This is a genomic window from Mesotoga sp. UBA5557, from assembly GCF_002425715.1.
Classification (GTDB): Bacteria; Thermotogota; Thermotogae; order Petrotogales; family Kosmotogaceae; genus Mesotoga.
Genome location: NZ_DIMV01000044.1, coordinates 42,613 through 58,086, shown reverse-complemented (window position 1 = coordinate 58,086; position 15,474 = coordinate 42,613). Strand labels below are relative to the sequence as shown.

Genomic DNA, 15,474 nt, shown 5'->3' with positions numbered 1-15,474 from the left:
AAATGGAGGGCAAACGCCCTCCGTTTTAATTTCATCAATTGAGGGCTGTTGGTTTATCATTGAGTTAGAAACGAAAATGTTGGAATCTTATTTTAGGAGAAGCCAGGGTTGAGAAGAATAATTTCATTAGGAATTGCTGCTTTTTTAGCTTTCACACTACTCCTTGGGTCTGAGGTACTGGCCGATAGGTACCTCCAGTTGTTGTTGCGTGGCAACTATTATCTTGCATACGAAATGCAGAGCGTGCGGGCAAAAGGTCTGTACAATGTTGAAGAAATGGAAAGAGAATTCCAGCAGCTAAGAGACGAGTACGGAAACTATCTTTTTGTCTTCTCGACAGAGAGGAGCGAGATAAGAGGTTTCACGGTCTTCATCTTTCACGCTCAGTTCGAGAGAGGATTTATAGATTTCAACGTAGTAATTGATGATCAGGGAAAGGTCGACACTTTTGTAATTCAACCGACTCTTCAACCGGGAAGTATAGCCGAGTATATCGATACAAGCAAGTTTGATGAGTTTGAAATAACAATTGGCGAGGGAAGATACCGGCTTCCCGCAGTAATTACCGTTCCCAAAGAGATTGACAAGTATCCACTTGTGATTCTCATACATGATTCGGGAGCTATGGACAGAGATTCTACAATTGGGCCGAACAAACCATTCAGGCAGATAGCCTGGGGACTGGCGACTCAAGGTGTGGCCGTTCTGAGGTATGACAAGAGATCCTTTGTATTCGGAGAGCGGCTGTCTCAATCCCCTCCTAGCATCGAAACAGAAGTGATTGAGGATGTCGTCAGTGCAATAACAGCCGCGTCGAGAATACCGTCAGTTTCATCAATATTTCTTGCTGGGCACGGACTCGGAGGCAGAGTTGCCCCAGTAATCGCCGCCAGAGACCCTAGAGTTGATGGGATTATTCTTCTTGCCACCCCGGCCAGAAGAGAGCTTCAAGTAATAATCGATAAGCAGAAGTACTTTGCATCGATTTACGAAACAGATAGAGGGCAGCAGACACAACTTCTTACAGATTACTTGCAGGCCGCGCTGGATGGCAAATTACCCCCAGGTACTCCTGTTCTTGCGGCAACGGCCGGCTACTACTATGAACTTGACAGAATGAATCATATTGAGACCATAAGGGAATTGGAAATACCGGTCCTAATAGTCCAGGGTGATGCAGATTTCGAGTCAACCGTTCAGGACTACATAATGTTTATGAATGCACTCTGGACACGAATCAACGTCTATTTCCAGTTATTACCCGGTCTGGACCACTATTTCATGCCTGTAAGAGATGGCTTGTCAACACCCGATCACTACTATGAGTTCAGACATGTCGACAGACAACTCATCGACACAATGTTCTCCTGGATATACATCTTCGACTAAGGAACGCTCATGGTGTTTCCGCAATCGAGCATTTAGGCCCATAGAAACTTTGATAGGCTGCTCACGGCAATCCTCATTCACCATAAAGAAAACACGATACAAAATGACCGTCACTTGCTTCTTTAAGCGACGGGCTTTCTTTACCGCATCTGTCGAAGGCTTTCGGGCATCTCTTTGCAAATCTGCATGTATCGGGCGGATCGACAGGTGAAGGTATGTCTCCTTTCACTATCTCTCTCTTTCCCGTCTTTCTCAAATGAGGATTCGGCACGGGGATAGAAGAAAGCAGTCCGCGAGTGTAGGGATGAAGCGCATTATTGAAAAGCTCGTCTGTCTCCGCGGTTTCCACTATCTTTCCCAGGTACATAACCGAAATCCTGTCACAAATGTGCTTTACTACCGCGAGATCGTGTGCAATGAATAGGTAAGTCAGCTCGAACTCATATTTTAGATCTTCAAGAAGGTTTATAACCTGTGCCTGGACAGATACATCAAGCGCTGAAACAGGCTCGTCGCAAATGACAAGAGCAGGATTCAGGATCATCGATCTGGCTATTCCTATTCTCTGTCGCTGCCCTCCGGAGAACTCGTGAGGGTAACGATACATATACTCTGGCCTCAGACCTACCTTTTCAAGGACATCGGATATCATAGACTTTCTCTCTTCTTTACTCTTGCCAACGGAGTGTACTCTCAATCCTTCCGCAATTATGTCATGTACTGTCATTCGCGGATTGAGAGATGCATATGGATCTTGAAAGACCATCTGTATCTCTTTCCTGAAGGGTCTCATTTTCGATTCGGAAAGAGAAAAGATATCTACGTTGTCATCCGTGGAACCTCCCCCTCTGTAAAGAAACTCTCCATCTGTAGGCTGGTAGATTTTTATTAGAGTTCTTCCTATTGTAGTCTTTCCACAACCCGATTCTCCGACAAGTCCTAAAGTCTCACCTTTGAATATGTGCAGATCCACGCCGTCTACAGCCTTAAGATACGATTTTTTCCTGAAACCGCTCTTTATAGGAAACCACTTCTTCAGATTCTTGATTTCTACTATTGGAGATGACATCATCGATCATTCCTTTCGAAAAGCCAGCAACGAACTGAATGCCCGTTTTCAGAATCGATCAGAGGAGGTTTTTCCAGGCACCTATCAAATGCCACCGAGCACCGGGGCCTGAATCTACATCCTTCAGGAAAGCTTGAAGGATGCGGAACATAACCACTTATAACATTCAGTTTTCTCTGTTCTTTCTTGGAAATTTCTATCTTCGGTATCGAGTTGATCAGCCCCTTTGTGTAGGGATGCATTGGACTGTCAAAGATATCGAATATCCCACCGCTCTCTACAATTTGACCGGCATACATCACAAGAACTCGATCACACATTTCGGCAATTACTCCCAGATCGTGCGTAATGATTATCGTGGCTGTGCTGAACTTATCCTTCAGCTCGTTCATTAGCTCCAAAACCTGGGCTTGAATGGTTACGTCAAGCGCTGTAGTTGGTTCGTCGGCAATGAGCACCTCCGGGCTGCAGGCGAGCGCCATAGCAATCATTACTCTCTGCCTCATTCCTCCAGACAGTTGATGTGGAAATTCCGTGACACTCTTCTTAGGCTCTGGAATCCCAACAAGCCGGAGCATTTCCACGCTCCTCGACATTGCCTCCTCCTCACTAAGACCTTCGTGCAGTCTATATACTTCGGAAATCTGCCATCCGATCGTGTAGAGGGGATTCAATGAGGTCATGGGTTCCTGAAATACCATAGATATCGACTTGCCTCTAATCCTCTGAAGCTCTTCCTTGCCGAGCGTCGAAATGTCCTTCCCTCTGAAAGCAATTCTTGTATCTTCACCGAGAAAGGAGTTCTTTGGGAGCAACCTCATTATTGAGAAAGCTGTGATTGTCTTGCCACAGCCAGATTCTCCCACGATCCCGAGAGTCTCTCCCTTTGATAGACTAAAGGAGACCCCGTCTAGAGGTGTTATCCTTCCAAGCTGGGTTTTAAAGGAAATCTTCAAGTTGTCAACTTCGAGTATTCTTTCCATGTTTTTCAACTCTCACTCACAAATTTCGGATCCAGAGCATCTCTAAGTCCATCTCCAAGAAAGTTCACGTTCAGTACTGTGATGAATATGAAGAATCCCGGGAAGACGGTAAGCCACCATGGATTTACCCCAGTAGTTGTGCCAAGAATATAGTTCATGGCTCTCTGAAGCATATTACCCCATGACGGCATGGGAGGCTGTATGCCAAGCCCAAGATAGCTAAGGGACGACTCGGCGAGAATCGCGTAAGACATGTTCAATGTTGCAGAGACAATTACAATTGGTACTACGTTTGGCAGAACGTGTCTGAGAATGATTCTCACATTTCTGACCCCCATAGCTTTGGCCGACATAACATACTCGGTCTCTCTTATCGATAAAACCAGTCCCCTGACCAACCTGGAAACACCCATCCAGCCGAAGACCGTTAACACTAGAATGATATTAGATATCCCGGAGCCAAAGACAAGTGTAAGGGTGATTAGAATTGGAAACATAGGGATAGAAAGCATCACATCCACAAATCTCATCAGGAATCTATCTACCAGTCCTCCATAGAAGCCTGAAAACAAACCTACGGCAGTTCCAATGAGAGTGGTTATGACTGCAGAGGCGAAACCCACGAATAGAGATATTCTTCCACCATACATTACTCTAACAAGCACATCATGTCCCAGTTCATCTGTTCCAAATAAATGACCTTCTGTAAACGGCGGAGAAAAGAGGTTAGAGAAATCCATATCCTCGTAGCCCACATCGATGAAGAGCGGACCTATCAGAGTGAATATAACAACTCCAATGAGCATCACGGCACCTAACACGGCAAGTTTATGACTCTTGAACTTTGCCCATACCAACTGCCTGTAACTGTTTATATGGATCGGGCGCGCCTTCTCCTCGATTTCGTCAAGTTTCCTTTTATAGAAGAATTTTCGCATAGCTAAGCTCCCTTTCTGCCCATTCTGATTCTTGGATCGACCAACACATACAGTAAATCGGCAACCAGATTCGATATTAGGGTTACAATCGCTAGAAACATCAGACAACTGATCGCCAAATTGTAATCGCTTGAAATAACCGCGTTGTACATAAGTCTCCCCATTCCCGGCCAGGAGAAGACCGTTTCAATGATCAATGCTCCGCCAAAGAAATACGGAATGTCTAGGGCGATTATGGTGATAATCGGTATCATAGCATTCTTAAGAGCGTGCTTGATGATGACCTTTCTATCGGGAACCCCTTTCGCATACGCAGTTCTAACATAATCCTGATCAAGAACTTCCAGCAGAGACGTTCTTATATACCTTACCCAAGAAGCAACCTGTACCAAACCTAGAACAAAGGCCGGAAGTACGAGATGTCTCAGTCTGTCAACAAAGACATTCCAAGTACCTGTGACCCCATAGGTTGACATACCGGAAACGGGAAACCAACCGAGACCAACGCTGAAAATTATTATCGCGATCAAAGCAAACCAGAATCCAGGCAAAGAGATTCCCACAAAAGCAAATACAGTCGTTGAGTAATCGAAAACAGAATATTTCTTTACTGCCGAAAGTATCCCAATAGGAAGAGCTACTACCAGCCCAATCAACCATGCGGTGATAGTAAGGATTAAAGTATTCGGCAGCCGTGAAACAATGAGGTCTATTACCGGAGTCTTGTACATGCTCGAATATCCCAGGTCGCCAATCATAACACTCTTCAGCCATGAGAAGTATTTCACCGGAAGAGGATCATCAAGGCGATAATACTCCCTTAGTTCCTTCATCCTCTGAGGATCGTTGGCCATTGCCCGAGGATTCTGCATTCTCATCTGGAGGAGAGGATCTCCCGGCATGGAGTTCATTATCACAAATATTATGATCGATATTGCAAAGAAGACCGGGATAAGTTCGAGAAACCTCTTCAGGAAATATACTTTCACGATATCCGGCTTTCCCTTCTCTGAATATAATCGGCAACATTCAAACCTGCAATCAGCTGAACACTGACAAGACTCTTTATGGGGATTGTAGTGTAGTTGAGATTTTCTTCAAGATACTCCATTTTCCTCTCAAATGCCTCATCAGCCATCTTGGAGATTGCCGACAGCTTCTCCGATCCGTCATCATTCTCCCTGACTAATCTTTTTAGCATCCCTAGCATCAATGATTGATAGAACTGGCTGACAATCTTATTATCAAAGACCTCTGCCATACTTGCCTTTCTCTCCAGAGACTGGTCATTTTCAATCCAATTCTTCTGCGCTTGAAGTTGATCTGGGTAGGTTTCAAGAACATTCTTGAAGACTCTGTAGAACGGCGAATTTCTGTCTATAACGTAAGGTTCAAGCGCTTTCAACACTTCGCTCACAAACTCAAAATTCTCGACGGACCTCTGATAGTTGAATCTCTGCGCTTCCTTCCTCGTAATCTCGGCTTCAGACATATCTTCGACCCTTGCATCATAATAGTATGGCATCTCACAAACCAAGGAAAACGTATCGGCCACGGATGAAGCAAAATCATCAGAACTAGTACCGGCTTTGATGACGTCTGCTGGGTCTTTGTTTGGACCAAGATTCTTCTTTAGATAATCGTACTCTTGAGCCATTCCGAAAAGCTTGAAAATAGCAGGTTCGAGCTGCTCCAAAAAAGGCGCTTCCGGCTCTCCAAGAGAAAGGGGCAAACCAAACAAACCTGGAAGTTTCCTGAAAGTTTCATGGAGTTCTGGAACTGCGTCACTCACATAATAATAGACCCCTCCAAACCCGGAATTGTGAAGAGAGTACATGAAATCCGGCTTCTTCTCTTCAATAAGCTTCATAAGCACTTCTGTCTCCGGCAATGGCGAGTGGAAATGCAGAGTTTTGTAATCAACAGGGAAGGTCCATTCAACCTGTTCGTGGCCCGGCGGTCTGTAGAAGTTGCCTGCATACTTTCTTATTGAAGAAGAGTCTTTGAACCATCCCTCATTCAGCTTTGTGCCATCGACATCAATTACCTTTATCAGATGCCAGGTGAAGTCGAATCCATCGCGAAAAGCGTCATCGCTTGCAAGCTTCTCACTCAGGAAATCCAGCATCATTGCACCTATCGGCTCGTTTGGATGGGGACAGCCGAACAGAAGTGCGTTCTTTTTACCTTTACCAATTTCCAGAACATAGATTGGATTTCCGGCACGTGATCTTCCTGCCTCATATATCTTGACTTTGTCTGGATACTTCTTTGCGAGTTCGAACGATCTCTGGTCCATTTCCTCGACTGTGAAGAACTCCTTGTAGTCGGGGACTGCATCGATAAGTTCTCTGAACTTCATGTCGAAACCTCCGAAAGATGATGTAAGAAAACATGGGGGAGAAGCTCATCTTCTCCCCCAAAGAAGCCAATTATCTATCTATGTACCAGTTCTGGATTATCCAGCCGAGTCCATTATCATATCCAGAGTTGAAACTCTTGATGTACTTCTTTGCAAAATGAGGTGTTGGTGCAACTACTAACGGCAGAACGGGAAGCTCATCCGTCCAGAGCGCGAAATGCCTTTCATAGAGAGCCTGTTTCCTCTCTGGATCAAGCTCCTTTGCGGCCGCGTTAATTATCTCATCGTTTTCAGCGTTTGCCCAGCCGGTATAGTTCATTCCTCCCCAGTAGTTCTCGTCAGAAGGTATCTGATCGGTGGTCCAGTAATTGGCTGCTTCGTCGCTGACACCATAACCCCAGCCGGAAAGCAAAGCATCATAGTTTCCGTAAGGGAAAGCCTCTGTCCATATAACGAGAGCAGGCTTCACATCGATCTCGACGTCCATTCCGACCTGTTTCAGCATGCCCTGGATAATCTGTGCCATCATCTGATAATCTCCACTTCCCGAAGCAAGAGAAAGCTTGAACTTAAAGGTTTTACCCTCTTTCTCATAGATACCTCTGTTGTTGAGCTTCCAGCCAGCCTCTTCAAGCAGTGCTTTGGCCTTTGCGGGATTGTATTCGTAATGTTTAACATCTGGCGCCTTAAGAGCTTCTCTCATTTGATGAAGATCAGTAATCCAGGTATCCACCACTTCGGCCAGTCCAGCGTATACTACATTGCTTATCTGCTCTCTGTTTATACCATAGAGAACGGCCTGCCTTACCCTCTTATCTCCAAAGATCGGATGGGGTTTTGTTGTATCCTCGGGATCCCTTAGATTCAAGTTCAGGTTATCGTAAGCAATGTTTGGTGTATAGAAAACGTTGAACATGTCTGCCCGTTGATTCTCCAGCTGTACCGACTGTTTGAGGGAGAGGGTGTACCTACCGAAATCGATTTCTCCATTTAGTGTGGAAGCAAAAACAACGTCCATGTCAGGAATGATTCTCATTACCAGCTGGTCGATGTTCGGCCTACCCATATAATAGTCATCAAAAGCTTCCATTATCACATACTGACCTTCAGCATATTCTTTGAACTTGTAGGGTCCTGTCATAATAGGATTCTTCGTAGCTTCTTCAACAAAACGATCCCAGTTTCCGCTTGCTTTTGCTGCTTCGAAGCTTGTTCTGTAGACATGTTCCGGCAGCTGGAACCAGCCGAAATAATAGGCATAGACGGAAGACCCCAGCTCGGCATTACTTAGGGGTTCAGGAAGGGTAATAGAGTATGTATAGTCGTCAATTACATTGACTTCGGATACTGACCTCTCGAAGTAGTTCGTCGTAACCGGGGCGCCGCTGTTCATAACTTCCCACTGGAACTTCGCATCATGGGCAGTCACTGGCTCTCCATCGTGCCACTTCATTCCCTTTCTTAACTCGTAAGTTATCGTAAGTGAACCGTCTTCGTTTATTACCATCAGCCCGTTTTCTAGACTTGGCATTCTCTTGACCATTCTCGGGAAGTAGAATCCGTCCTTGTCTGTTCCGGTTATTCCATCGCCAATGATATTGCAGATCGTCCATGTCAGTCCGGAAGAAGTGAACAAGGTGTTGAAACCAGGAGCATCGGCAGTAACCGCAGTCGTTGCCATTCCGCCCCTAACTGGAGGATTCATAGCCATGTAGATCGAAATGGCGGCCTCTTCCCTTGTGATGGGTGAGCTGGCCTCGATCAAGTGGCCATATCGGAAATCGAGAAGTTGGTGATTGCTCCTGTAAGCAACAGTGAGGGCTCCCCATGCCTCCACCGGAGCGTCCCACTCGTCAGTTGCTGTGGTGCAAATCTCATCGTAGGACTGAGCTTCAGACTTCAGACCGAGAACCTCAACCATCGCAACGGCGAAGTCTGCTCTCAAGACCTCTCCTGCTCCGGAGATCAGATTTCCCTTGCCGGGAAAGGCCTTTTCAACTGCATTCCTGAATTCTGAATAAGTTAACGGTGATTCATCGACTGAAGACATGATTCCTTTTGATTCGATTACAGGAATCGCCTCTTCCGGGAGAACCTGTCCCAACAAGAACGCTGAGAAGAGAATAATTAGAAAGAAAACCAGGAGCTTTTTCATCCCGCACACCTCCAAGAAAGATTATTTGGAACACGGAAAATTTATGTAATTATATACCAGTCACAGAGAAGATTTCCCAAAACAGGGAAGATTTATACGCATTGTTTACCTTCCAACACAAGTTAATACCAAATCATTCACCTGGAAGAGAAGAAGAGATCTTCGTAAGACTGCATTATCTGTCTAGTATAATCACCACAAACGCTAAAACAGACTTGGTCTATCGCTCTGACAGGCATCACCCTGGAGACTGTGCTTACGAGAAAGACTTCCTCAGCCTCAAGGAATTCATCTACGGTAACCGGTTTTTCGACAACCTGATAATCCAGTTTCTTAATAAGGTCGATCACTTTTCCCCGCGTTATGCCCGGGAGAATGTTATCGATTTCTGGAGTGAAAAAAACACCGTCCTTCACAAGAAAGTAATTCGAACTGCCACCTTCTGTGGCAACTTTCTTGCCTTCAAAGTCTCTAAACATCAAAGCTTCGTAGCCTCCTTTGCTATAGGCGAAGTTCTTGGCAAGAACGTTGGGCAGCAGATTTATCGTCTTGTGCTCACATAGCTTGTGTCTTAGATCAGGATAGGTTAAAAGCTTAACTCCATTCTTCCAGTTCTCTGCATCAATTCTTCTCAATGGAAGTGCAAGCATAAAGAACGTGCTTGGGGTTTTCTCTGAAGGAAATCTGTGTTCTCTGTGAAGATCTGTTCCTCTTGTAAGTTGTATATAGAGCTCCCCATCTTCAATTGCATTTCTTCTGATTAGTTCCGATGCAAACTCCTTTGTCTCTTGCGAAGTGAACGGAATCTCCATGTTGAAGAAAGCAGCGCTCTTAATCATCCTCGTGAAGTGATCTTCGAAGAATAATATCCTGCCTTTGATTGTCCTTACAACCTCAAAGAGACCGTCCGCAAAAGTGAGTCCCCTATTCTCCAGTTGAACATGCTTACCCTTTTCTTGAACAAATTCGCCATCGTAAAATGCCCACATAAGTGCCTCCTCCAGCTTCACTTCGTTCATAACACCATTATGCATCAACAGACTATTAGTTTGCGGTAAGACAGCACATCAATGATAGAATATAACGGAACCGTAAGCAGATTTTTCTTTTGGAGGTTTTTCATATGGACGATGTTTTGGCGGTCTTTCCAGGGGGCTCTTCGGGGCTTCTTGGAAGCAAGGCTTACGATGTTGTTGTGATTCCAGAGGGACTCTTGTTGGTGCAGTTGACTAAATCAATAACAAATGAAGCCGTTAAGAAGGCAAAGGAAGCCTCCGAAGAAAGAAACGAAGGGTTCTTTAAGAAGATGGCATCTGTGATGTCGGCAGGCTCTTCTATGCTTGACAGGTACAACGAAAAGACAAGAGAAGAGGTTTTGAACGAAACACCTGGCAATCTCTTCATTCCGAAAGATTCACTGAAAAAGGTCAAGGTCTCCAGTACTATGGACTCTTCATCAGGAGGTGCTAACACAGACAGTACCGTGATGAAGATAGTCTGGACAGGCGGAAAAATGAAATTGACCTTCAGGAGATACCTAAACGTAAGGGAAACTAAGCGTTTTTTTAGGGACACGTTTGGAGTATAACGTGTCGTTCACGGGTAGAACTCATTCACCTATGATCTGAGGCAGGAGGTATGCCATGAGAAAAACGATACTATTGGCAGCCGTGGCTCTAATCGCAGTCATTTCGCTGGCCAACAAAGTTCTTGAATTCCCAAATGCTGATATCTACTACCATAAGGGGTTCGAGGAGATCGCTATCCATGTAGGTAATGTTTTTGAATCTATAAGACCGAAAGCCGTTGAACTGGTGGGCAACGACCCCGGAAGAATAAACATCGTTCTGAAAGATTTCGGGGCAAATACGAACGGTATCGCTCAGCCTCAAAACCACAAGACTATTCAGATCTTTGTGTGGCCTGCCGACACAATACTCTCAACGAGAATGAATGTGTCAAATTTGTATAGACAGTTGTTGATGCATGAATTCACTCATATCGCCCACCTGACTTACACAACAGGTGTGCCTGCGTTCATTTCTAGAGTGCTCCTAGGAACGGAACTCTTTTCGCCGCAGATGTTCTCACCATTTATTGAAGGAGTGACCTTGTTCGCCGAATCCTCTAATTACTTCTCCGAGGGAAGATTGAACAACCCATTGTGGGGGAAAGAGATGACATATCAGAATATGAAGGCCGACTCCTTCGCTGGCCTGGACTATGCTCTGTCCGTATCGCGTGAGGACTACCGCGGAGGAGCTCTCTATTACAACTACATTGCCAGTTTCTATGATTATCTCGTCAGAAGGTTCGGAATAGAATCTGTGAAGGAGTTTCACAAAGAAGTTTCGGGGAGAATGCCTGTAATAGGGGTAATCAACGCCTCAAGAATCGCATTTGACGAAACACTAGACGTGCTTTATAGTGACTGGAAAGAAGAAGTGGAATCTGAAGCCGCAGACTACGGAACATTGAACGAAGTCAAGACAATCAAGAATGGACAGATACTTGACATGACCAAGACGGAAAACGGCGTCATTTTCTCTTATTCTGTTTTTGGAGAAGCAAGTTCATGGAATGGGGCAGTTGAAAGAGGAATTGAAGAGTTTGTTGATGGAGGTTTTTCTAGAAGACTCTCTGACTTTGGAGCAATTACCCTTAAATGGCGCGAAGGGAACATCTACCTGATGACTTCAGTCACTGAGAGAAGTACAACTTTTAGAGAGATCTGGTCGTACAGACCTCCTCTCTCAGTTAGGCTTCTGGACAAGGGCATGGTAACTGCCTTTGATATCTACAATGGAAGACTGATAAAAGCGCTTTATGACACGAAGACGGGATTTTCAACAATCTACTTCGAAGAAATGCAGCTAACAACAATCCCGTGGTTGATCAAGGACATAATAGCACTCGAAGACGGTAGTTTGATAATGCTCCTCTCGAAGGACGGTATCAACGGAGCGATCGCTAAATTTACCGAAGGTGAATTCAAGATCATTCTACAAGATCCATACCTCAAAGGAAGGGGTATCGACTATAACAATGGGCAAATAATCTTTACCTCCTCCTACGAAGAGGGGTTCATGGATGCCTTTTCCGTAGATGTTGAATCAGGTGAGGTTTTCAGACTTACCGAGGGAGCCAATCTCGAAAAGGCCGTCGTGCTCGATTCTACTGTATATGGATTTGGACATTCCAGACAAGAGAAAGGAATGTCGATATTTACCTTTGATCTACAGAGTAGCCCATACGTTGTCAAAGAAGTTGAACCCGACGACTTCGACCCTGCAGCGGCGGACTACACAGAAGGCAATTATCTTAAGAAAACCTTCCTTCACTTCTTGAATCCAATCCTGAGAGCGCCTCTTGTATCGTACGATGGCGAGCACTTTTCTTTGGGCTTTTTAACTCTTCACCTGTCCCATGATTCCAACCACTCTATGACGCTAATGCCATCGTTCACATTCGGAACCAATAAACTCTCTCTAACTGCCGAGTACAGTGGGCAGGTATTTGAAGGGGTCAATGCAATTCTTACTGTCAATCTGGGCGTTCCCGAAGCTCCTATTGCAAGCGCCGGCCTCTCTTCTGAGCTCTTCCAGTTGCCTCTCAATCCTTCCACAAGATTCAGATCGCATGCTTACATTGGACTGGACACATCGGGTGGAATAACAACTTCCGTCCCGTTGAGTCTAAACGGAAGTCTCTTCTCGATTTCCCTAGAACCGGGCGTAAGAGTCTCAAATGGAAAGATAACACCGTTGCTTGCTCTTGATGCAACATTCTCTCCAACCTTGGGAACGTCTGTCGGTCTTGGAGTGGGTTTCTACGAAGACTTCTACTGGTATATCAATGGAGCCCAACTACTATATCGGATCAACTGGGGATGGAGTCCACTCTTCTTTCTGAAAGAGATGGGAGTCGGAATTGAGGTAAATGGATCAAACACTAATCTAGATCATTCTGCTATGTATCTATTTGTAAATGTCGGTTCAACTATCGGTCTCGGAGATCTTTTCCCAAAGATTGGCATTCAATACAGCAATTCTCGATTGGGACTCTACTTAGGATTAGAGACCAGGCCCTGAAAGAGGTTTCGCGCTTCAGTCAGGACTTTGCATTAAGAGTAATCAAAGAGGGGGGATACTCCCCCTCTTCTTCATGTAGGTGTCTCTAACATTCTCATAGAAACTTGCATGCACCTGTTTTCCACAATACCCACAACCTTTGTTGGAAACGAAGAACCTGAAACATTTTTATTCAGGAGCACTATATCTGTACCGTTGACCGAGATCTCATGTAGTCACAAATCAGAAGTGAATGAAGCAAGAGAAGCGTGGGCCAAAGAGCTAGTTACACCCTGGCATTTTATTCGTAAAACTGAATCTTTCGATGATGGGGATTCAAAATCATTATGTTATCCTACTTGTTAAAGGAACTTAAAACTTGCCCGCCAGTCGACTTTGCTTAAACCACAACAACCGTATGAGGTATAATGCTGTTATCGGAGATAACAAAGAGAAAGGGGGAAACAACATGAAGACTATTGAGTACTCGGCTTTTCTTATAAGTGATTCAGGCTCAGTGTTTATTGAAGAATCGAAGCATGACGGAATAACTTTCACATTTCCTTCCGATCCAGTCTTTGCCAAATACAGAGACCGATTAATGGCCGTTATCGAAGTGAAAATGGAAGCTTCGAGATTCTCTCTAACCAAGAGCAAGCTGGACTTCAGTTCAGTTAAACTACATGGAATCAAAGTCGTAGGCGACAAACTTTACGAAGACTCGGTATCGCTCTGGGCATTCGAATCGAGAACTTTAGGCAAGACTATTAGAGTCGTATCGGACAACGAGGCATCGATGATTCCCGCAAAGAGAGATACAGATTACGTGGTTCCAATTATTGTTAACACAATAGAGTTTTCTTCAAAGGAAGAGCATTTGGGAAGATTTGTCTTTCCGCTACCTGACGAATGGTTTGTTCTTTCTGGAGTTTTCTTCGGACAAGACGGCGCAAAGATCCGCAAGGAGAACTCAAAGGTTTGTTTAGATTCATTCAGTACGGAGATTATTGTTGATGAATTGAAAAAGCACAGAGTCTTCAACGACAACTTGTGGGATCTTTATCAGCTGTACAAGTCTCTAGAGAGTTTTGAAACTAAGAATGAATCGCTGCCTGAACCGCTCGGTGAGGAAATATCAGTATCCTCTCTGGATCTGGAAGAAAGCATTCCAGAATCTGCAGACCTGTATCTGGCCGGGGATCGAAAGACTACCGACTCTCTCCATCGTGAAGTCGTGGTTCAATCAAGTATAGAGAAGGTCGGAACCTTCAGCAAGAAGAAGGGAGTTGTTCTGAGGATAAAAAATAATTCAGACCTTGGGACGGTTAAGGGAGTCCATATATCCTTCAGACTGCTTGATCCTATGGGCAAGGAGCTTTACGTTGCTGAGAAGGAGCTAGAGGGCCTAAGCGTAGGACCCGGGGAAGCAAAAAAGCATGATTTCACCGACTTTCCAGAATTTGCTGATCATCAGCTGGAAAGAGTGGCGATTAATCTGATAAGTATTTCGTGGAGTAACGGTCTAGAGACCTTCACTTCTGCTGAAAAATAGACAGATTTCTGAACTGTCTGTGTTCGGCCGCCTTCACTATTTCCATGATCCTCACGGCCTTCTTGTCGTGAGGGTTTGGTTTTTCTCCGGCTTCTATCTTTATGAGTGCCTCATCAAGCTCAGTAAAAGACATCCCAAAAGCAGTCTCATCGGTAACACCAGGAATAAGGTCAGGACTCGGCGGCTTCTCTATGATCCTCTCCGGAATTCCCAATTCTCTAGCAAGGCTAATGACCTCAGTTTTGAACAGATGCTTGATTGGCTCAATGTCGCTTGAATCATCTCCCCACTTCACATAAAGTCCGCAAAGCCATTCGGTCTTGTTTGTCGTGCCAAGTACAGCGTAACCCCTTTTCTCAGCTTCCAGATACAACGAAACCATCCTGACTCTGTGCTTAGCTCTATAGAAAGCCAGTCCCCTTTTGAATTCTTCACTGCCCCTGTCGGCCAGGTCGTCAAGGAAAGGGTCTGAAGAAAGCTGCTGCCACTTATCCCTTACATACCTTTCCTTAACCGACTGAGGTATTAAAAGCGCCGGCGGTTGGAGTCTATAGCAACCAACAGCACGGAGAATCGAACTTATGTTCTTGACTTTGAAGTCTATTCCCAGGAAGTGCGCTACGAGCTTCGAATCCTCCAGGGTATCCTTCGAAGAGTCGCGTTCGGGCATGAGAAGGCCAAATACGTTTCTATTACCTAGGGCGTCTACGGCTAGCTTACCTACCACCGCGGAGTCTATTCCTCCGCTTATTCCTATCACAGCCCCTCGATAGCCCCACTTCAGAACAGTGCTTCTTATAAAATCGACAATTTCTCGCATACGATCACCAATAAGATTATACTAGACTAATCCTCCGTTCTTGAAAACTGAATATTCAACTCAAAGAACCCATTGGGAAGTCTGACATCGAATGTTTGCTGCAGAATATAATCGAAGAAATTTCAGTTGCCGGAAA

At 44.9% G+C, this 15,474-nt stretch carries 12 protein-coding genes; 4 read left to right on the top strand and 8 right to left on the bottom strand.

Annotated elements, in window-relative coordinates; genetic code table 11:
• Positions 1 to 108 precede the first annotated feature (108 nt).
• On the top strand, positions 109 to 1,389 hold the full coding sequence (locus B3157_RS05730; RefSeq protein WP_214060112.1) for an alpha/beta hydrolase: 1,281 nt from the start codon (positions 109 to 111) through the stop codon (positions 1,387 to 1,389).
• A gap of 73 nt (positions 1,390 to 1,462) precedes the next feature.
• Here the strand turns inward: B3157_RS05730 and B3157_RS05725 are convergent, their stop codons facing one another.
• From B3157_RS05725 to B3157_RS05695, 7 genes are all read right to left on the bottom strand, one after another.
• Positions 1,463 to 2,461: an ABC transporter ATP-binding protein gene (locus tag B3157_RS05725; RefSeq protein WP_292589504.1), complete on the bottom strand. Its 999-nt coding sequence runs from the start codon at positions 2,459 to 2,461 to the stop codon at positions 1,463 to 1,465.
• Positions 2,458 to 3,441 carry an ABC transporter ATP-binding protein gene (locus B3157_RS05720; protein ID WP_292589502.1) on the bottom strand — a complete coding sequence of 328 codons (984 nt, stop codon included), beginning with the start codon at positions 3,439 to 3,441 and terminating at the stop codon, positions 2,458 to 2,460. The genes B3157_RS05725 and B3157_RS05720 overlap by 4 nt, the downstream gene beginning before the upstream one ends.
• Before the next feature lie 5 nt (positions 3,442 to 3,446).
• Positions 3,447 to 4,379 (bottom strand): ABC transporter permease, encoded by a 933-nt coding sequence (locus tag B3157_RS05715; protein WP_214060486.1) that lies wholly within the window; start codon positions 4,377 to 4,379, stop codon positions 3,447 to 3,449.
• Positions 4,380 to 4,381: 2 nt separating this feature from the next.
• Positions 4,382 to 5,368, bottom strand: coding sequence for an ABC transporter permease (locus B3157_RS05710; protein WP_214060485.1), 987 nt, complete (start codon positions 5,366 to 5,368; stop codon positions 4,382 to 4,384).
• A complete protein-coding gene (locus B3157_RS05705) occupies positions 5,365 to 6,741 on the bottom strand; it encodes a M14 family zinc carboxypeptidase (protein ID WP_214060484.1) in 1,377 nt (458 codons plus the stop codon). The genes B3157_RS05710 and B3157_RS05705 overlap by 4 nt, the downstream gene beginning before the upstream one ends.
• A gap of 70 nt (positions 6,742 to 6,811) precedes the next feature.
• Complete coding sequence (locus tag B3157_RS05700; protein ID WP_292589496.1) at positions 6,812 to 8,896, bottom strand: peptide ABC transporter substrate-binding protein; 2,085 nt, start codon at positions 8,894 to 8,896, stop codon at positions 6,812 to 6,814.
• Between the two features lie 137 nt (positions 8,897 to 9,033).
• A complete protein-coding gene (locus B3157_RS05695; protein ID WP_214061207.1) occupies positions 9,034 to 9,885 on the bottom strand; it encodes an aminotransferase class IV in 852 nt (283 codons plus the stop codon).
• Positions 9,886 to 10,019: 134 nt separating this feature from the next.
• On the opposite strand from B3157_RS05695, the gene B3157_RS05690 reads away from it, so the two are divergent.
• The 3 genes from B3157_RS05690 to B3157_RS05680 all read left to right on the top strand — a co-directional run bounded on the left by B3157_RS05690 (position 10,020) and on the right by B3157_RS05680 (position 14,518).
• Positions 10,020 to 10,484: a hypothetical protein gene (locus B3157_RS05690; RefSeq protein ID WP_214061208.1), complete on the top strand. Its 465-nt coding sequence runs from the start codon at positions 10,020 to 10,022 to the stop codon at positions 10,482 to 10,484.
• Between the two features lie 55 nt (positions 10,485 to 10,539).
• Entirely contained in the window at positions 10,540 to 12,987 is a 2,448-nt protein-coding gene (locus B3157_RS05685) for a hypothetical protein (RefSeq protein WP_214061209.1), read from the top strand.
• 448 nt (positions 12,988 to 13,435) lie between these two features.
• Positions 13,436 to 14,518 (top strand): hypothetical protein, encoded by a 1,083-nt coding sequence (locus tag B3157_RS05680; protein ID WP_214061210.1) that lies wholly within the window; start codon positions 13,436 to 13,438, stop codon positions 14,516 to 14,518.
• Here B3157_RS05680 and nadE read toward each other — a convergent pair.
• The gene (nadE, locus tag B3157_RS05675) at positions 14,499 to 15,338 is read right to left on the bottom strand and encodes an NAD(+) synthase (RefSeq protein ID WP_214061211.1); all 840 of its coding nucleotides are present in this window, start codon (positions 15,336 to 15,338) and stop codon (positions 14,499 to 14,501) included. The two genes, B3157_RS05680 and nadE, sit on opposite strands and share 20 nt — an antisense overlap.
• Positions 15,339 to 15,474 lie beyond the last annotated feature (136 nt).